At 71.5% G+C, this 19557-nt stretch carries 14 protein-coding genes; 8 read left to right on the top strand and 6 right to left on the bottom strand.

Annotated elements, in window-relative coordinates; genetic code table 11:
• Window positions 1-161: 161 nt before the first annotated feature.
• The 5 genes from AB0R04_RS11250 to AB0R04_RS11230 all read right to left on the bottom strand — a co-directional run bounded on the left by AB0R04_RS11250 (window position 162) and on the right by AB0R04_RS11230 (window position 4258).
• A complete protein-coding gene (locus tag AB0R04_RS11250; protein WP_363370055.1) occupies window positions 162-1265 on the bottom strand; it encodes a DUF475 domain-containing protein in 1104 nt (367 codons plus the stop codon).
• 157 nt (window positions 1266-1422) lie between these two features.
• On the bottom strand, window positions 1423-2001 hold the full coding sequence (locus AB0R04_RS11245; protein WP_363370054.1) for a TerD family protein: 579 nt from the start codon (window positions 1999-2001) through the stop codon (window positions 1423-1425).
• Between the two features lie 282 nt (window positions 2002-2283).
• Window positions 2284-2859 (bottom strand): TerD family protein, encoded by a 576-nt coding sequence (locus AB0R04_RS11240; protein WP_063347440.1) that lies wholly within the window; start codon window positions 2857-2859, stop codon window positions 2284-2286.
• 208 nt (window positions 2860-3067) lie between these two features.
• On the bottom strand, window positions 3068-3526 hold the full coding sequence (locus tag AB0R04_RS11235; RefSeq protein WP_063351080.1) for a peroxiredoxin: 459 nt from the start codon (window positions 3524-3526) through the stop codon (window positions 3068-3070).
• 291 nt (window positions 3527-3817) lie between these two features.
• Window positions 3818-4258: a DUF3052 domain-containing protein gene (locus AB0R04_RS11230; RefSeq protein WP_063347441.1), complete on the bottom strand. Its 441-nt coding sequence runs from the start codon at window positions 4256-4258 to the stop codon at window positions 3818-3820.
• Between the two features lie 517 nt (window positions 4259-4775).
• On the opposite strand from AB0R04_RS11230, the gene aceE reads away from it, so the two are divergent.
• Window positions 4776-7526, top strand: coding sequence for a pyruvate dehydrogenase (acetyl-transferring), homodimeric type (gene aceE, locus AB0R04_RS11225; RefSeq protein WP_063347442.1), 2751 nt, complete (start codon window positions 4776-4778; stop codon window positions 7524-7526).
• A gap of 188 nt (window positions 7527-7714) precedes the next feature.
• Here aceE and AB0R04_RS11220 read toward each other — a convergent pair whose 3' ends face one another.
• Complete coding sequence (locus tag AB0R04_RS11220; protein ID WP_063347443.1) at window positions 7715-9319, bottom strand: MFS transporter; 1605 nt, start codon at window positions 9317-9319, stop codon at window positions 7715-7717.
• Between the two features lie 215 nt (window positions 9320-9534).
• Between AB0R04_RS11220 and AB0R04_RS11215 the strand changes: the two genes are divergently transcribed.
• The 7 genes from AB0R04_RS11215 (at window position 9535) to AB0R04_RS11185 (ending at window position 19552) form a co-directional block, all read left to right on the top strand.
• Window positions 9535-10224 carry a TetR family transcriptional regulator gene (locus tag AB0R04_RS11215; RefSeq protein ID WP_363370050.1) on the top strand — a complete coding sequence of 230 codons (690 nt, stop codon included), beginning with the start codon at window positions 9535-9537 and terminating at the stop codon, window positions 10222-10224.
• A 187-nt stretch (window positions 10225-10411) separates the two neighbouring features.
• Window positions 10412-11716, top strand: coding sequence for a sensor histidine kinase (locus tag AB0R04_RS11210; RefSeq protein ID WP_363370048.1), 1305 nt, complete (start codon window positions 10412-10414; stop codon window positions 11714-11716).
• Window positions 11713-12387 (top strand): response regulator transcription factor, encoded by a 675-nt coding sequence (locus AB0R04_RS11205; protein ID WP_063347446.1) that lies wholly within the window; start codon window positions 11713-11715, stop codon window positions 12385-12387. The genes AB0R04_RS11210 and AB0R04_RS11205 overlap by 4 nt, the downstream gene beginning before the upstream one ends.
• Before the next feature lie 240 nt (window positions 12388-12627).
• A complete protein-coding gene (locus AB0R04_RS11200; RefSeq protein WP_363370071.1) occupies window positions 12628-13710 on the top strand; it encodes an alpha/beta hydrolase in 1083 nt (360 codons plus the stop codon).
• 32 nt (window positions 13711-13742) lie between these two features.
• Window positions 13743-14972, top strand: coding sequence for an acyltransferase (locus tag AB0R04_RS11195; RefSeq protein WP_063347448.1), 1230 nt, complete (start codon window positions 13743-13745; stop codon window positions 14970-14972).
• 253 nt (window positions 14973-15225) lie between these two features.
• On the top strand, window positions 15226-17157 hold the full coding sequence (locus AB0R04_RS11190) for a galactose oxidase-like domain-containing protein (protein ID WP_363370045.1): 1932 nt from the start codon (window positions 15226-15228) through the stop codon (window positions 17155-17157).
• A 37-nt stretch (window positions 17158-17194) separates the two neighbouring features.
• Complete coding sequence (locus AB0R04_RS11185) at window positions 17195-19552, top strand: Dyp-type peroxidase (RefSeq protein WP_363370043.1); 2358 nt, start codon at window positions 17195-17197, stop codon at window positions 19550-19552.
• Window positions 19553-19557 lie beyond the last annotated feature (5 nt).

Below are 19557 nucleotides of genomic sequence, written 5' to 3'. Positions count from 1 at the left end.
AGTACGGCCCAGTACGAGGACGCTTCGCCGGCACGCCCAGCCGGGCGCCCAACGCCGCGCGCTGATCCGCCGCGAATTGTCAGACACGCCCTAGGGCGCACCGCGACGCGAAACGGCCGCCCCCGGATTCCCGGGAGCGGCCGTTTCGCGTACCCGGCGGACTACTCGCCGGTACTCGTGCTCACCAGTTCCGGTTCGTCCTGCGCGCCCTCGCGCCGGTTGCGCAGGATCGACGAGCCGAGCGCCAGCCCGATGAAGGCGACGCCGATCAGGCCGGTGACGATCTCCGGGATGTGGTACTTGATCCCGACCAGCAGGATCACCGAGAGCGCGCCGATCGCGTAGTGCGCGCCGTGCTCCAGGTAGACGTAGTCGTCCAGGGTGCCCTTGCGGACCAGGAAGACGGTCAGCGAGCGGATGTACATCGCGCCGATGCCCAGGCCCAGGGTGATCTGGAAGATGTCGCTGGAGATGGCGAACGCGCCGACCACGCCGTCGAAGGAGAACGAGGCGTCCAGGACCTCCAGGTAGAGGAAGAGGAAGAACGCGGCCTTGCCGCCGACCTGGAGGATCGACTTGCCGGACTTCTCGGCCGCCTCCTCGCGCTCGGCGTCCTCCTCCAGACCCGATTCGAAGATCGAGGAGAGGCCGCCGACCACGAGGTAGGTGATCAGGCCGAGGACACCGGCGAGCAGAACGGTTTCAGCGTGCTCCCCGGCGAAGAAGTTGGAGGCCAGCACCAGCACGACCAGCGCGACGACGCTGGAGAAGGCGTCCAGCTTGCCGACCTTCTCCAGCGGGCGCTCGATCCAGCCCAGCCAGTTGTGCTCCTTCTCGTCGTCGAACACGAAGTCGAGGAAGATCATGAGCAGGAAGACGCCGCCGAAGGCCGCGATGGCGGGGTTGGCCGCCTCCAGGTACTGGCCGTAGGTCAGGCCGTCGTGCGTCGCGTTGGAGTGCAGCGCGAGGTCGATGACCGTCGCGGGGTTGAGCTTCGCGGTGAGGCCGACCACCAGCAGCGGGAAGACCAGCCGCATGCCGAAGACGGCGATGAGCACGCCGACGGTCAGGAAGATCTTCTGCCAGTACGGGTTCATCCGCTTCAACACCGTGGCGTTGACCACCGCGTTGTCGAACGACAGGGAGATCTCCAGGATGGAGAGGATCAGCACGATGCCGAATCCTTGGGCCCCCCAGAGCAGTCCGGCCGCGATCAGGCCTAGGACGGTGATCGCGAACGACCAGCCGAAAGTGCGGAGGAACACGGGACTTGGTTACCTTTCGGGTTTCGGGCCGTGCCGGGGGCGGCCTCGTCCCGAGACGCCCTGACCGGGCCGGGCCCGGTCAGGTCACCCCCGCACTGCCCTCTGTTCTCATGATCGTAGGTTGGGTGCGATTGTTCTGATTTTCGCCTTTTCGCCCTTACTGTACGTTTACGCCGAAGTCGAGGGCGATGCCGCGCAGGCCGGAGGCGTAGCCCTGGCCCACCGCGCGGAACTTCCACTCGCCCGCGTAGCGGTACAGCTCGCCGAAGATCATCGCGGTCTCGCTGGACGCGTCCTCGGACAGGTCGTAGCGGGCGATCTCCTGGCCGTCGAGGGAGTTGGCGACCCGGATGTAGGCGTTGCGGACCTGCCCGAAGTTCTGCAGCCGCGCCTCGGCGTCGTAGATCGACACCGCGAAGACCACCTTGTCCGCCTGCGCCGGAACCAGCTCCAGGTTGACCAGGACCACCTCGTCGTCGCCGTCTTCCTCGCCGCCGGTGAGGTTGTCACCGGTGTGCTCGACCGAGCCCTCGGGGCTCTTGAGGTTGTTGTAGAAGACGAAGTACTCGTCACCGAGCACCCGGCCGCCACCACAGATCAGGGCGCTCGCATCGAGGTCGAACGGTGCGCCCGTGGTCGAACGGGCGGACCAGCCGAGGCCGATCTGGACCTGCGTCAGGTTCGGCGCGGCCTTGGTGAGCGAGACGTTCCCGCCCTTGGCGAGCGTGACCACCATGACTGTTCTTCCTCCCTTGCCTTCTCCCGGGGCGCGCCTACAAGGTGTAGTCCCCCACGGCCCGGGCCGGCCCCGTTTGGCCGGCTGAACTTCCTGAACTCACATCCTCGCAGCGCACGGAGCCGGCACGAAGCCGGGGCGGCCCCGGACCTCTGAAGGTCCGGGGCCGCCCCGTACAAGGCTCCCGCGCCGGGCGACCGGCCGCCGTCCGGCGCCGTGTCGTGTCGCCCGGCGCCGTCCGGTGTTGCCCGGTGTCGCCCGGTGTCGTCCGGTGTCGTCCGGTCAGACGTTGACGCCGAAGTCCTGGGCGATGCCGCGCAGGCCGGAGGCGTAGCCCTGGCCGATGGCCCGGAACTTCCACTCGGCGCCGTTGCGGTACAGCTCGCCGAAGACCATCGCGGTCTCGGTGGAGGCGTCCTCGGAGAGGTCGTAGCGGGCCAGCTCCGCGTTGTCGGCCTGGTTCACCACGCGGATGAACGCGTTGCGCACCTGGCCGAAGTTCTGCCCGCGGCTCTCGGCGTCGTAGATCGAGACCGGGAAGACGATCTTCTGCACGTCCGCCGGGACGCCGGCCAGGTTGACCTTGATCGCCTCGTCGTCGCCCTCGCCCTCGCCGGTGCGGTTGTCACCGGTGTGCTCGACGGAGCCGTCCGCGCTCTTCAGGTTGTTGAAGAAGACGAAGTTCCCGTCCGAGGCGACCTTGCCCTGCTCGTTGCAGAGCAGCGCGCTGGCGTCCAGGTCGAAGTCCGTCCCGGTGGTGGTCCGGACGTCCCAGCCCAGGCCGACGACCACGGCCGAAAGCCCCGGGGCCTCCTTGGTGAGCGAGACATTGCCGCCCTTGCTCAGGCTGACACCCACTTGTCCTCCAAGAATCGGGAGGCACGCCCTGGTGCCCCCGTGGTGCGGTTCGAGGCGCCGGCCGGCGAGCGGCTCACGTGCCCCACCCGACCAACGGACCGAGCGTAGTGCGCGGTTCCCGTCCGGACGTGCGAACGGGACCGGCGCGGCTGTTCGAAGTTCGCGGGGCCGGGCCCGCGGCCACCGCCACGGGCCTCCACGCGGGGCCTCAGAGGGCGCCGAGGGCCTTCAGGTACTCCTGCTCGTCCCGGGCGTCCGGGAGGTCGTTGACGACGCTCCAGCGCACCGTGCCCGCCGTGTCGATCACGAAGGTGCCGCGCACGGGGCAGCCCTTCCGCTCGTCGAGGACGCCGTAGGCGCGGGCGACCTCGCCGTGCGGCCAGAAGTCGGCCAGCAGCGGGAACTCCAGGCCCTCCCGGTCGGCGAAGACGCGCTGGGTGAACTGCGAGTCGCAGGAGACGCCGAGCACCTGGACCCGGTCGTTCTGCAGCTGCGCCAGCTCCCGCTGGATGGCGCCGAGCTCGCCGGTGCAGACGCCGGTGAAGGAGAACGGGTAGAAGACCAGGACGACGTTCCGCTCGCCCCGGAAGTCGGAGAGGCGGACCGCTTCGCCGTGCTGGTTGTTGAGCTCGAAGTCCGGAGCCTCGGTGCCGACCTCGATGGCCATGGACGTGACCTTTCTGACGCGACCGTGCCGCGCGGGCGGCGCGGCCAGCGCCATCCTCGCATCCGTTCGGGCACGTTCCGCCGAATGGATGAGGGCGGCACCCGCACGCTTCACCGCTTTCGCCCTGGGCGAACGCGTCTCCGGGCCGGCTCCGAGGCCGACGCGACCCCGGGTGAACACGCTCCGTGATGACACGGGCGGGCGCCGCCGCCGGTTCCGGACCCCGGAAAACGATCGGGCCCCGCCGGAGGGATCCTCCGGCGGGGCCCGGTGCGGGGCCTCAGAGCCCGCTCAGCGCTTGCCGCCCGGCTTGGCCGTGGACTTGGTGGCGAGCCGGGTGGCCGCCCAGTCCTTGGCGACCGCGATCGAGCTGGTCTGGGAGAGACCGGCGGTGCGGGCCGCGTCCGCGATGTCGGACGCCTCGACGTGGCCGTCACGCCCGGTCTTGGGCGTCAGCAGCCAGATCAGACCGCCCTCGGCCAGGTACTCCAAGGCATCGACGAGGGAGTCGGTGAGGTCCCCGTCGTCGTCGCGGTGCCACAGCAGAACGGCGTCGGCGACGTCGTCGTAGTCCTCGTCGACGAGATCCGTCCCGGTGAGCTCCTCGATGCCTTCGCGGAGATCCTGGTCAGTGTCGTCGTCGTACCCCAGCTCCTGGATGATCTGGCCTTCTTCGAAGCCGAGACGGGTCGCCGGGTTGGACTTGTCCGCGGGGTCCGCGGTCGCGCTCACGGGAATAACCTCCAGTATTCGGCCCGGCATCCATGCCGAGGCTGTGGCCGTAGTCCACACGGGCGCGGCGGTTCGCGCAAGTACCCGACCCCCGATCCCCCCCAAAGGTTGACGTGCCACAGCGGGGACACGCCGTTCCTTGTGTCGGGAATCACACCGATTTGCCCTTCTCTGCATGAGACAAGGATGCTTCGGGTGGTCCCGGCCCACAGGGCGTACGGATGCCCGAGATACGAACGGCATTCGGGTCCGCGCGTGCGCGGGCGTAGAGTCTCCTGTTGGCCCTCACCCCGGCCGCCCGCCATCGGGCGGACGGGACACCAGGTCGGACCACCTCTGTACGTAGCACCCGGGGGTGTGCGGGGCGGGCGAAGTCGCCCGGACCGCGCACCGCCAGACCGTCCCGCCCACCAGGCGGAACGGTTACCGATCGGTAGAGATGACGGATCTCCGAGCGCGGTAGCACGATGGAGGCGGCGCGACACACCTCAGTTTCGACCGACAGTGAAGGAACAGCGTGGCTTCCGGATCCGATCGCAACCCGATCATCATTGGCGGCCTTCCGAGTCAGGTCCCGGACTTCGATCCCGAGGAGACCGCGGAATGGCTGGAGTCGCTTGACGCGGCCATCGACGAGCGGGGGCGCGAGCGCGCCCGCTACCTGATGCTCCGCCTGATCGAGCGCGCCCGCGAGAAGCGTGTCGCCGTGCCCGAGATGCGCAGCACGGACTACGTCAACACCATCGCGACCAAGGACGAGCCGTTCTTCCCCGGCAACGAGGAGATCGAGCGCAAGATCCTCAACGCGACCCGCTGGAACGCGGCCGTGATGGTCTCCCGGGCGCAGCGCCCGGGCATCGGCGTGGGCGGGCACATCGCCACCTTCGCCTCCTCCGCGTCGCTGTACGACGTCGGCTTCAACTACTTCTTCCGCGGCAAGGACGCCGAGGGCGAGTCCGGCGACCAGATCTTCTTCCAGGGCCACGCCTCCCCCGGCATCTACGCTCGCGCGTTCCTGCTGGACCGACTGTCCGAGCAGCAGCTCGACGCGTTCCGCCAGGAGAAGTCGAAGGCCCCGTACGGCCTCTCCAGCTACCCGCACCCGCGGCTGATGCCGGACTTCTGGGAGTTCCCGACCGTGTCCATGGGCCTCGGCCCGCTCGGCGCGATCTACCAGGCCCGGATGAACCGCTACCTGGAGCACCGCGGGATCAAGGACACCTCCGACTCGCAGGTCTACGCCTTCCTCGGCGACGGCGAGATGGACGAGCCGGAGTCGCTGGGCCAGCTGTCGCTGGCCGCGCGCGAGGGCCTCGACAACCTGACCTTCGTGGTCAACTGCAACCTGCAGCGCCTGGACGGCCCGGTCCGCGGCAACGGCAAGATCATCCAGGAGCTGGAGTCCCAGTTCCGGGGCGCCGGCTGGAACGTGATCAAGCTGGTCTGGGACCGCAGCTGGGACCCGCTGCTCGCGCAGGACCGCGACGGCGTCCTGGTCAACAAGCTGAACACCACGGTGGACGGCCAGTTCCAGACCTACGCCACCGAGACCGGCCAGTACATCCGCGAGCACTTCTTCGGCAGCGACCTGCGCCTGCGCAAGATGGTCGAGAGCATGACCGACCAGCAGGTCCAGCACCTGGGTCGCGGCGGCCACGACCACAAGAAGATCTACGCGGCGTTCAAGGCGGCCCGCGAGCACCAGGGCCAGCCGACGGTCATCCTCGCCCAGACGGTCAAGGGCTGGACGCTCGGCCCCAACTTCGAGGGCCGCAACGCCACCCACCAGATGAAGAAGCTGACGGTCGAGGACCTGAAGCGCTTCCGCGACCGGCTGCACCTGCCGATCACCGACAAGCAGCTCGACGAGGGCTACCCGCCCTACTACCACCCGGGCCGCGACTCGGAAGAGATCCAGTACATGCACGACCGCCGCAGCGAGCTGGGCGGCTACGTGCCGACCCGCAAGGTGCGCCCGCGTCAGCTGGAACTGCCCGGCGACGACGCGTACAAGGCGGTCAAGAAGGGCTCCGGCAACCAGACCATCGCCACCACCATGGCGTTCGTCCGGGTGCTCAAGGACCTCATGCGGGACAAGGGCATCGGCAACCGCTTCGTGCCGATCGCGCCCGACGAGTACCGCACCTTCGGCATGGACTCGCTCTTCCCGTCGGCGAAGATCTACAACCCGCTCGGCCAGACCTACGAGTCGGTCGACCGCGACCTGCTGCTGGCCTACAAGGAGTCGCCGACCGGCCAGATGCTGCACGACGGCATCTCCGAGGCCGGCTGCACCGCCTCGCTGATCGCCGCCGGCTCCTCCTACGCCACCCACGGCGAGCCGCTGATCCCGGTGTACGTCTTCTACTCGATGTTCGGGTTCCAGCGCACCGGCGACCAGTTCTGGCAGATGGCCGACCAGCTGGCCCGCGGCTTCGTGATCGGCGCCACCGCCGGCCGCACCACGCTGACCGGCGAGGGCCTCCAGCACGCCGACGGCCACTCGCAGCTGCTGGCCTCGACCAACCCCGGCGTCGTCGCGTACGACCCGGCGTACGGCTTCGAGATCGCGCACATCGTCCAGGACGGTCTGCGGCGGATGTACGGCACCAGTGCCGAGCACCCGCACGGCGAGGACGTGTTCTACTACATGACCGTCTACAACGAGCCGATCAAGATGCCGGCCGAGCCCGAGAACGTGGACGTCGAGGGCATCCTCAAGGGTCTGCACAGGTACGCGCCGGGCACCGCCGGCCAGATCCCGGCCCAGATCCTCGCCTCCGGCGTGGCCGTGCCGTGGGCCCTGGAGGCCCAGCGCATCCTCGCCGAGGAGTGGAACGTCAAGGCCGACGTCTGGTCCGCGACCTCCTGGAACGAGCTGCGCCGCGACGCGGTGGAGGCCGAGGAGTTCAACCTGCTGCACCCCGAGGAGCAGCAGCGCGTGCCGTACGTCACCCAGAAGCTCCAGGGTGCCGAGGGCCCGGTCGTCGCCGTGTCCGACTGGATGCGCGCGGTGCCGGACCAGATCTCCCGCTGGGTGCCCGGTCAGTACCAGTCGCTGGGCGCCGACGGGTTCGGCTTCGCCGACACCCGTGGTGCGGCCCGTCGCTTCTTCCACATCGACCCGCAGTCGGTCGTCCTGGCGGTGCTCACCGAGCTCGCCAAGCAGGGCAAGATCGACCGCAGCGCGCTGAAGGACGCGATCGACCGCTACCAGCTGCTCGACGTGGCCGCGGCCGACCCGGGCGCCGCCGGCGGCGACGCCTGATCACCCGCTAGACCCTGAAGGGCCGGGCCTCCGAGCACGGAGGTCCGGCCCTTCGGCGTACCCGGGTACATCCGGGTAGTCCAGTCTGCTCGCGGCGGCGGATGACGGCACGCAGCGGCCCCGGACTCGGTCGAGTCCGGGGCCGCTGGTTTGTTGGTCGTTGGCCGCTGGCCGCTGGCCGCGCGGGATCAGATGTGGACGGCCGGGCCCGCGTCGACGGTGCCGCGGCGGGTGAGCAGGCCGAGCACCGCGGCGCCGAAGGCCACCACGGCGGCGACCGCGAAGGCGAGCGACATGCCGCTGACGAAGGAGTCGTGCACGGCGCCGGCCATCGCGTCCACCGCCTGCTGCGGGGTGCCGGCCGGGGCCGGCGGGGCGATGCCGAGCTGCGCGGCCTGCTTGAGGCCCTCGGCCTCGGCGCCCTGGACCGGCGGCAGGCCGGCCTTGGCCCAGTTGCCGGGCAGCACGTCCCCGACCTTGGCCGCCATCAGCGCACCGAGCACCGCGGTGCCGAGGCTGCCGCCGACCTGCATCGCGGCCTGCTGGAGGCCGCCGGCCACACCGGACAGCTCCAGCGGGGCGTTGCCGACGATCACCTCGGTGGCGCCGACCATGACCGGGCTGATGCCGAGGCCCATCAGGACGAACCAGAGCGACATCACGCCGGTGCCGGAGCCCGCGTCCAGGGTGGACATGCCGAACATCGCGGTGGTGGTGATCAGCATGCCGGCCACGATCGGGATCCGCGGGCCGAGCTTGCCGATCGCGATGCCCGCCACCGGCGAACCGATGATCATCATGCCGGTCATCGGCAGCAGGTGGACGCCGGCCGACACCGGCGACATCCCGTGCACGTTCTGCAAGTAGAAGGTCACGAAGAAGATCGCGCCGAAGAACGCGAAGGCCATCAGCACCATCAGCAGGGTGCCCGCCGACAGCGGCACCGAACGGAACAGGCTGAGCGGGATCAGCGGCTCCTTCGCCCGGGCCTGCCAGAACGCGAAGAGCACCATCAGGACCACCGCGCCGCCCAGGAACAGCAGCGTGCGGGCGTCGCCCCAGCCCCACTCGGGGGCCTTGATGATGCCGAAGACCAGCGCGAACATCGCCACCGAGAGCAGCGCGATCCCGGGCAGGTCGAAGGACTTGGCGGCCTTCTCGGCCCGTACGTCCTTGAGGATCCACAGGCCGAGGCCGAGCGCGATCAGGCCGACCGGGATGTTGATGAAGAAGACCGACTCCCAGTTGACGTGCTCGACCAGCAGGCCGCCGACGATCGGGCCGGCCGCGGTGGAGGCGCCGATCACACCGCCCCAGATGCCGATCGCCATGTTGAGCTTCTCGGCCGGGAAGGCGCCGCGCAGCAGGCCGAGCGCGGCCGGCTGGAGCAGCGCGCCGAACAGGCCCTGGAGCACCCGGAAGGCGATCACGGTCTGGATGTTGCCGGCGAAGCCGATCGCGGCCGAGGTGGCGGCGAAGCCGACGGCGCCGACCAGGAAGGTGTTCTTGTGGCCGAACCGGTCGCCGATCTTGCCGGCCGTGATCAGGAAGACCGCCAGGGCCAGCAGGTAGCCGCTGGTCACCCACTGGATCTCGGAGGGCGCGGCCTTCAGGTCCGCCTGGATGACGGGGTTGGCGATGGCGACGATCGTGCCGTCCAGGGCGACCATCATCACGCCGACCGCGACGGTCAGCAGGGTCAGCCAGGGGTGCCCCTTGAGCCCTCCCCCGCCCGGTGGCGTGCGCTGCGGCGGGACGTCCGCCTTGGCGTTCTTGACGACGGACTGGCTCATCTGGGGCCCTCCGGGGGCGTGGCAGAGAACGGAACGTGGGCGTGGCGCCGCGACCCACCCGTCCCCACGAGTGCCCGGTCGGCGAGCGCCACTTCCGGCAGATTATGTCAGCCACTGACATTCGGCAAACACTGACTTCTGGCTCTGGCTGACATTTGTCAGAGCGCTAAGGTTGTGCTCCTCACCCCGCCCGCACGCGCTCGGAAGGCCCCGCCATGGCCGCTCGCACCCCCACCCCCACCGCCGCCCCGGGCACCCCCGAACGGCTGCCAGGGCTGCGCGAGCGCAAGAAGCAGCAGACCAGGGACGCCCTCGTCCAGGCCGCCCACGTGCTCTTCCTCGGCCAGGGCTTCGCCCGCACCACCGTCGACGAGATCGCCTCCGCCGTCGAGGTCTCCCAGCGCACCTTCTTCCGCTACTTCGCCAACAAGGACGAGGTCGCGCTCGCCGTGATGGCCGACGCCGAGGACTACTTCATCGAGTGCCTGTGCCGCCGCCCGGCCCACGAGTCCCCGCTCCAGGCCCTGCGCGCCGCGATCGTCCAGTCCTGGCGCGAACTCGGCGCCGAACACCGCACCGGCCCCCGCTCGATCACCACCGCCCTCGAACTGATGCGGATGATCGAGGAGACCCCCACCCTGCTCGCCACCCACCTGCGCCGGGTCACCGAGCAGGAACGGGTGGTCGTCCGGGTAATCGCCGAGCGCGAGGGCCTCGACCCGGTCGAGGACCTGCGCCCCACCGTGCTCGCCGCCGTCTTCGGTAGCGTGCTGCGCGCCGCCCACCTGTCCTGGACCCCCGACCAGGAGCCCGCCGGGCCCGAGGGCATGGTCGCCGTCATCGAGCGCCACTTCGACCAGCTCGGCCCGGCCCTGGCCGGCCACTGGCGCACCGGCCCGCAGTAGTACCGGCCACGCGGCAGTACCGGCCCGCAGTCATACCGGCCCGCAGTAGTACCGCGGGCACCGCTCCCGGCCCCGGAACCGTGCCGGGAGCAGTAGTACCCGGGTAGCACCCCCTACCCCGGTAGCACTCCGATGTTCGACCCCAGTGCGACGACGGGCGGTCGGCACCCTCTTAGGCTGGCCCGCGATGAAGACGATCACCACGACCGAAGTCCGCGCGCAGGCCCTCCGGCTGCTCCGCTCGCTCCGGCACCACCTCACCACCCCGACCGGCGGGTCCACCCCGCTGCTCGGGGACTCGCCCCGGGCCTGGCTGCGCCGACTGCCCTACGTCGTCGCGCTGATCATGCAGGCCTCGCTGATCCCCACCGGGATCGTCGCCCTGGTCGACTTCTACGGCGTCGCCGTGCCCATCGCCGGCGCGCTCACCATCGCCCAGACCTCGCCGCTGCTGCTCGCCATCACCCGGCCGCTGGCCGCCTGGTGGATCAGCGCGGCCACCCTCGTCACCACGGCCTCCATCACCGCCCGGCACCACCAGCTCGGCGGCACCTGGCCGTGGACGGCGCCGATGATCCTGGCGTACGTCTTCCTGCTGATCGCGCTCGCGCTGCGGGAGAGCCGGGCCACCCTGATCGCGGTCTGGATCGCCACGATCCTGCTCACCCTCCTCACCACCACGCTCGGCTTCCCGCACGCCGACGACGGCACCACCATGCTGCTGGTCGCCCTCGGCGGCGCCGCCCTGCTGCTCGGCTGGGCCGTCCAGGACCGCGCCGAGGCCCGCCGGCTGCTCGCCGAACAGGAGCACATCAGCGAGGCCGAACGCGAGCGGCGCACCCTGCTGGAGGAGCGCGCCCGGATCGCGAGGGAACTGCACGACGTGGTCGCCCACCACATGTCGGTGATCGCCGTACAGGCGGCCAGCGCGCCGTACCGGATCACCGGCGTACCGGCCGCGGCCACCGAGGAGTTCACCGCCATCGCCGGCACCGCCCGCGAGTCGCTGACCGAGATGCGCCGACTGCTCGGCGTGCTGCGCAGCGAGGAGTCCGCCGCCGAGAAGGTGCCGCAGCCCGGGATCGAGCAACTGCCGCAGCTGATCGAGACGGTGGGGCGGGCCGGGGTCCCGGCCGAACTGACGGTGGATCCGGGGCTGGCCGAGGCGGTGCCGAAGGCGGTCGCCCTGTCCGCGTACCGGATCGTGCAGGAGGCGCTGGCCAACGTGGTGCGCCACGCGCCCGGCTCGCGGGCCCGGATATCCCTGGTCGACGAGGGCGCCACCCTGCTGCTGACCGTGGTGAACACGCCCCCGCCCCAGCACACCGAGTCGCTGGAGGCCTCCATGGAGGGCACCGGACAGGGACTGATCGGAATGCGGGAACGCGCCCGGCTGGTCGGTGGCAGGCTGGAGACCGGCCCGATGCCGGACGGCGGCTACAAGGTCGCCGCCGTCCTGCCCCTCGAAACCCCCCGGGAGAAGCCCGCATGACCATCCGCGTGATCATCGTCGACGACCAGGCCATGGTGCGGGCCGGCTTCGCCGCCCTGCTCAACGCCCAGAGCGACATCGACGTGGTGGGGGACGCGGCCGACGGCGCGCAGGCCCTGGAGGTGAGCGGCCGCACCCACCCGGACCTGGTGCTGATGGACGTCCGCATGCCCGTCATGGACGGCCTGGAGGCCGCCCGCCGACTGCTCGACCCCGCCGTCCCCGGCGCGCACCGGCCCAAGGTGATGATGCTGACCACCTTCGACGTGGACGACTACGTGTACGAGGCGCTGCGCGCCGGGGCCAGCGGCTTCCTGCTCAAGGACGCCCCGCCGGCCGACCTGATCTCCGCGGTCCGGGTGGTCTCGGCCGGCGAGGCACTGCTCGCCCCCTCGGTGACCCGCCGGCTGATCGAGGACTTCGCCCGCAACCGGCCGGCCCGGCGGCGCGATCCCAAACTGCGGCTCAACGGCCTCACCCCGCGTGAGACCGAGGTGCTGGAGCTGATCGCCCGCGGCCTGTCCAACCAGGAGATAGCCGGCCGGCTGGTCCTGGCCGAGCAGACCGTCAAGACCCACATCGGGCGCATCCTCGCCAAGCTCGACCTGCGCGACCGCGCCCAGGCCGTCGTCCTCGCCTACGAGTCCGGCCTCGTGACGCCCGGCCAGTGACGCCGGTCCGGTGACCCTCGGCGGCTCCAACCCGAGGGCTCCGGTCCGGAGACACCCCCCCTTGGTACCCGAGCGATACCTCGAGTAGTACCCCGGTAGCACCCGGGAGTTGGCCCCGCGGTGTGACGTCCGCGGGGCCGTCGCATTTCTACCTTCCTTTCCGTCGAAGTCGAACGGATCAGGGAGGGGCCGGACATGGGGAAGTTTCGGGTCAAGAGAGCCATCGCGGCCAGTACGGTGATGCTGGCCGCGGTGCTCGGTCTCGGCGGCTTCTCCACGGACGCCCAACAGGCCGTCACCGGCCCGCCGCCGGGCAGCGCCGCCTGGGTGGCCGACACCGCGCTCGGCCTCCACCCGCCCGACCCGGCCACCGCCACCCCGGCCGAAGTCGCCGCGTTCTTCGCCGAGTTGACGCCCGCCCAGCAGGACGCGCTGGCCGTCCGGCACCCGCTGGTGGTCGGCAACCTGGACGGCGCCCCGGTCCAACTCCGGTACCGGGCCAACACGCTGGCCCTCACCGCGGAGCTCGGCCGCGAACTCGCCCGGGCCACCGACCCGGCGCTCACCCCGCAGGACCACGAGCAGGCCCGCACCCGCGCCGAGCGCTACCGCGCCCTGCTGGACGGCGACCGCCGGATCCTCGTCTTCGACCCGCGCGATCGCGGCGAGGTCGCCGAGGTCTTCGGCGACCTCGCCACCGCCCGCCGCACCGCCGTCGTCGTCCCCGGCTCGGACAACGACCTGGAGAACTTCGACCGCTCCCCCGGCTCGTACGGCACCCCCGCCGGCATGGCCCGCTCGCTCTACCGGGCCACCGACCGGCAGAGCGCCGTGATCGCCTGGACCGGCTACACCACCCCGGTCGGGATCGGCCTGGGCGCCGCCACCGAGGACCTGGCCCGGGCCGGGGCCGCGCGGTTCACCCGGCTGCTCGACGGACTCGCCGTCAGCACCCGCCCGCAGGCCCCGGCCACGGTGTTCTGCCACAGCTACGGCTCGGTGGTCTGCGGGCTGGCCCGCCCCGGGCCCGACCAGGCCTCCGGCGTGGTCGTCCTCGGCTCGCCCGGGATGGGCGTCGGCTCGGCCGCCGCCCTCGACCCGCGCGTCCCGCTCTGGGCCACCGCCCGCAACGACTCCGACTGGATCGGCCGGGTCCCCTTCGTCTCGGTGCTCGGCCTCGGCCACGGCGCCGACCCGACCGCCCCCGGCTTCGGCGCCCGCCCGCTGCCCGCCACCGGATCCGAGGGCCACGCCGGCTACTTCGCCCCCGGCACCGCCTCGCTCACCGCCTTCGCCGCCATCGCCCTCGGCCTCGACCGCTGACCGCTGACCGCCTCACCGAAAGGAGCACCGCCATGGCCCACCCGCTGACCGCCCTGCGCCGCGCCGCCCACCAGGTCGACGCCCGCACCCCCGAGACCCGCGACCGCGCCCTGGACGGGCTGCGCGCCCTCGCCCTGCTCGCCGTGCCGGTCGGGCACTGGCTGCTCGGCGGCTTCACGCTCTCCGCCGACGGCGCCCTGCACAACGCGAGCCCGCTCTCCTCGCTCGGCGGCCTCGCCCCGATCAGCTGGGTGCTCCAGATGCTCGGGGTGTTCTTCCTGGTCGGCGGCCACTCCTCGGTCCAGTCGCTGGAGCGGGCCCGGGCCAAGGGCGTGACGTACCTGGGCTGGCTGCGCGGCCGGTCGGTGCGGCTGCTGCGCCCGGTGCTGGGGGTGACGGCCGTCTGGGCGCTGCTGATCGCGCTGCTGCCCGCGCTCGGCGTCCCCGGGGACACCGTGCGGACCGGCGCGACGCTGGTGGTGCAGCCGCTCTGGTACATCGCGGTCTACCTGGGGCTGACCGCGCTCACCCCGCTGTGCGTGGCGGCCGGGCGCCGGCTGGGCGGCTGGTCGGCGGGCGTCCTGGTGGCCGCCGTCGCCGCGGTCGACCTGCTGCGGTACGGGCCGTGGGCGGAGGCGGTGCCGTCCTGGGTCGGGCTGTTGAACATCCTGCCGGGCTGGCTGTTCGGCTACCAGCTGGGCGTGCTGTGGGCGCAGGGCCGACTCGGCCGCCCGGTGGCCCGGGTGCTGCTGGTCGGCGGCGGCGCGCTGTTCGCCACGCTGCTGCTGGCGTTCCACTACCCGGCCAGCATGGTCGGGGTGCCCGGGATGGAGCGGACCAACTCGCACCCGCCGTCCCTGCTGGTGCTGGCCCTGGCGGCGACGCAGTGCGGCGCCGCGGTGCTGCTGCGGGATCGGCTGGGCCGGCTGCTGACCCGCCGTCCGCTGCTGTGGCTGCCGGTGGTGGCGGTCAACCTCTCGGCGATGACGATCTTCTGCTGGCACCAGAGCGCGATGCTCGCGGTGGCGGTGCCCGGCGCGGCCGGCCTGGGCGCCGTGCCGGGGCTGACCACCGCGCCGGACTCGATCGGCTGGGTGGCCGCCCGGGTGGCGCTGCTTCCGCTGTTCGGGGCCGTGCTGGTGGCGATCGGGTGGTTCACCCGGCGGTTCGACGGGCCGTGGACGGCCTTCTCCCGGGCCGGGAAGGCACTGGCTGCGGCGGGTGCGGCGCTGTTCGCCGCGTACGCGCTGGGCATGGTGTGACCTGCGCCGGAGAGTGAGGCACCGGAGGGGCGCGGACCGATCGGTCCGCGCCCTTTCGGCCGTTCCGGGGCCGGTCCACGGCCACTCCGGGGCCGCCCGTCACAGGGGTCCGCAGCGGGATGCATCCGCAGGCGAACCACCACGCACTGTGATCTCCTGTGACGGTCGGCGACCATCGCTGGACCGCGCCCGCCCACGGCCCGTCCGTCCGCATTCGCCACCCTCCCCGCCCACCCCCTCCCCGAGGAGATCCATGTCCCCGTCCGCACCGCAGCCACGGCGCCGGGCCCGCCGCCGGCTGTCGGCCACCGCCGTGGTCTGCGCGGTGACCACCGGCACCCTGCTCGCCGCCGTCGGCCCGGCCGCCGCCCACGGCGGGCCGGCCACCCCCGGCCAGAACGACCTCACCCCGCACATCGCCTCCCCCCGGGTGATGGCCGAGATGCGGGACGACGAGGTCGCCGCGCTCGGCCCCGAACACGCCGAGGAGCACGCCCGGGCCCGCGCCGCCATCCGCGGCATCGGCGACTACCCGCAGACCACCCGCACCAACCGGTACAACGCGCTGACGGCCTCCCAGGCCAGCACCAACGCCGGCTTCGACCCGGCGGTGTTCGGCACGTTCAAGGAGTACTTCTCCTCCCCCGACTTCGGCGACCACGTCGCGCTGCTGCCGACCGGCAAGGTGCTGCTGTTCTCCTTCGAGCGGATCGAGTCCAACCCGGAGAAGGAACCCGCCCCCACCCAGACCACCGGCAAGGAGAACGCCGGCCGGGCCTTCCTCTGGGACCCGGCCAAGGGCACCGGCAAGGACGCCTTCAAACAGGTCACCCCGCCGGTCTCCGACATGCCGGACGGCCTCAACGAGCCCCGCCCGGTGCCGTTCTTCTGCTCCGGCCACTCCTTCCTGCCCAACGGCATGCTCGGCGTCTTCGGCGGGAACCTCGGCGGCAACGGCGGCACCGGCGCCAAGCTGTCGCTGATCTTCGACCCGTGGACCGAGACCTGGACCCGCAACCCCGACATGTCGGTCGGCCGCTGGTACCCCTCGGTGGTGACCGGCGCCGACGGCCGGCAGCTGATCATGTCCGGCCAGTCCGAACTCGGCCACGGCACCCCGACCCCGGTGGTCGAGCGCTTCCCCGCCAAGGGCTTCCCCGTCCCCCAGGGCAAGAACGACACTCCCAAGAACACCCCGGTGGAGCGCTTCAAGGCCGACGCCCCGTTCACCACGGACTACCCGCACCTGTTCTCGCTCAACGACGGCAACGTCTACGGCTTCGGCCGCCAGCCCACCGAGCAGTGGAGGTTCGACCCGGTCGCCGAGTCCCGCAGCGACCTCACCGCCCGCCCGGACGGCCGCCCGCGCAACTACGGCTCCGCCGTCATGCTGCCCGGCGGCGTCAACGGCCCGGACTCCGCCCTGATCCTCGGCGGCGACCGCGACAACCCGAGCACCCTGCGCTTCTCCAACGGCAGTTGGACCGCCGAGAAGTCCCGCGCCTTCGGCCGCACCCAGGACGACACCCTCCTGCTGCCCAACGGCCGGCTGATGACCGTCAACGGCGCGTACGACATCCGCGACTACGGCAACGGCCCGTACAACCCCAACGCCGACCTCAAGTACCGCCAGGTCGAACTGCGCGACGACCAGGGCAACTGGAAGCTCGGCCCGGTCCAGCGGCTCCCGCGCGGCTACCACTCCAACGCCGTGGTCCTGCCCGACGGGCGCGTGATGGTGACCGGCGACGAGCTCCAGCAGCTCGCCAACAACCCGGACGTCAACGGCACGGTGAGCGGCATCCCCGGCACGACCGGGCCCGTCACCATGAACGGCACCATCGAGATCTACGAACCCGCCTACCTGAACCAGGGCAACCGGCCCCAGCTGGACCGGGCGCCGACCACCCCGGTCGGCTACGACAAGAAGTTCACCGTCACCAGCACCACCCCGGGGCTCGCCGCCAAGGCCGTCCTGCTGGCGCCGACCACCTCGACCCACTCGGTCAACACCAGCCAGCGCCACATCGAGCTGCGGCTCACCAGCCGGGCCGGCAACCGGCTGGAGTTCCAGGCCCCGCCGGACGCCAAGGCCGCGCCGCCCGGCTGGTACATGCTCTTCCTGCTCAACGACCAGGGCGTGCCCAGCGTCGCGCAGTGGGTCCAGCTCAGTTCCTCGGCCTGATCCCCGAACCGCCCCCCAGCGAAGGAAAGACCCACCCATGAGCACCCCCACGGCCACCGACCTGCGGCTGCGCCGGAGCGACGAGATCCAGGGCGACATCCTGGCCGGCTTCCGGAAGGACAACGTCAGCGTCCTGTTCCTCAAGTTCGAGGACGCGGCGCGCGCCCGCGACTGGCTGCGCCGACTGGTCCCGCAGATCGCCACCACCCGCCAGGTCGCCACGTTCAACGAGGCGTTCAGCGAGGCCAGGAGCGCCTCCGGCGGCGACGACCCCAAGTCGCTGACCGCCACCTGGCTGGGCGTCAGCTTCACCTACGAGGGCATGCGGATGCTCTCCGCCACCGACCCGTTCGCGCAGGCCCCGCCGATCGGAAGCGGCCTGGAGGCGTTCAAGGAGGGCTCGGCGCAGCGGGCCGGCGCACTCGGCGACAGCGGCGACAACTCCCCGGAGAACTGGCTGTTCGGCAACGGCAGGAACCAGCCGGTCCACGCGCTGCTGAAGATCTCCGCGGACAGCGAGAAGGACCTCCAGGCGGCCATCGAGGCCCAGCGCATCGCGGCCGCCGAGGCCCGGGTCCTGATCGCCTACCAGCAGAACGCCCAGACCCTGCTGGGCAGCCGCCGCGGCAAGGAGCACTTCGGCTTCAAGGACGGCATCAGCGAGCCCGGCGTGCGCTTCTTCGACCGGCCGGACCCGAACAACCCGGACGAGGTCGAGGGCCACCGGGGCACCCGGATCATCCCGGCCGGCGAGTTCATCTGCGGCGAGGACAACGACCCGTTCAGCTTCCCCAAGGACCAGTACCCGGACTGGACGCGCAACGGCTCCTTCCAGGTGGTCCGCCGGCTCGCCCAGGACGTCCCCGGCTGGTGGTCGCAGGTCTCGGTCAAGCTCCAGGAGCTGCGGCTGGCCAAGGCCGTCCCGGACAACGCCACCACCGAGTGGCTGGCCGCCCGGATGGTCGGCCGCTGGCGCTCCGGCGCCCCGGTCTGCAAGCACCAGGACCGGGACACCCCGAACGACCCGACCTCGTCCAACGACAACGACTTCGACTTCCGGGACGACCTGGAGGGCCTGGTCACGCCGCTCTGGTCGCACCTGCGCAAGACCAGCCCGCGCGCCGCCCTCCAGGAGGACCCGAGCCACCCGCCGTTCGACCCGAACGCCCTCGACGGCCGTCGGATCATGCGCCGCGGCACCCCGTACGGCTCGCCGTTCGACCCGGCCTCGGAGGGCCCGGGCGGCCCCGACGACCCACGCGGCCTGCTGTTCATCTGCTACCAGGCGGACATCGCCCGGCAGTTCGAGTTCATCCAGGCCGACTGGATGGACCAGCCGGACTTCCCGCCCAAGCGCAACCCGGTGCCCGGCAAGGACCCGGTCACCCAGGAGGCCCCGGACGTCGACTTCGAGAGCCGGGATCCGGACGGCACGGTCAAGCACACCCTGCTGAGCTTCCAGCAGTTCGTCCGGACCACCGGCTCGGTGTACGCCTTCATGCCGTCCGTCAGCACTCTGAAGGCGCTCTGCGACGGGCGGCTCACCGGCGGATCCGGCCAGACCACCGGGCAGCCCACCGGACAGCCCACGGACCAGACCACCGGGCAGACCCAGCAGGGCGGCGGCGGCCAGGCCGCCTCCGGCAAGGCGTACCCCTGCGACGAGTTCCTCGCCGTCCCGGACCAGCAGCGCAGGGGCGGCCAGAGCCAGTACTGGGTGTTCCACGCCGACCGGTGCCGCCGGATCTCGGTGGCCGACGGCTCCTCCCACACCGACCACGTGGTCGACGGCGACACCGGGCTGACGGCCTGGACGTGTCTGCAGGGCGTCGGGCGGGTCGACTGCGTCCTGCCGATGCCCGACCTCCAGAACCCGGACGGCAAGAGCTGGTACTGGGTGTTCCACAGCACCGCCGGCCGCCAGCAGTACCGGGCCGTCTCGATCACCTGCGGCGGCGGATCCACGACCAGCGCCGTGGAGCGCCAGGACCGCGACCTCGGCGCCTGGAACTCGCTGGGCGGCGTCGACCGGATGGACTGCTTCCTGCCCGTCCCCGACCAGCAGCGGGTCGGCGGCAAGAGCTGGTACTGGGCGTTCCACACCACCGGCGGCCGCCAGCGCTACCGGCTGGTCTCGGTGGCCGACGGCGCCGCGCACACCGACGTGTGCGAGCGCACCGACCGCGAACTCTCCCAGTGGGGCTCGCTGAACGGCCTGAGCCGGGTGGACTGCTTCCTGCCCGTCCCGGACTGCCAGCGGGTCGGCGGCCGGAGCGAGTTCTGGTGCTTCTCCGGCCAGAGCTACCGCCGGATCTCGATCGCCGACGGCAGCGGCCACCCGGACCGGCTGGTCTCCGGCGACCGCTCCTGCGACGCCTGGTCCTCGCTGCTCTGACCCGC

Source organism: Kitasatospora sp. NPDC056731, assembly GCF_040687675.1.
GTDB lineage: Bacteria > Actinomycetota > Actinomycetes > Streptomycetales > Streptomycetaceae > Kitasatospora.
This window is presented reverse-complemented; position numbering and strand designations above follow the sequence as displayed.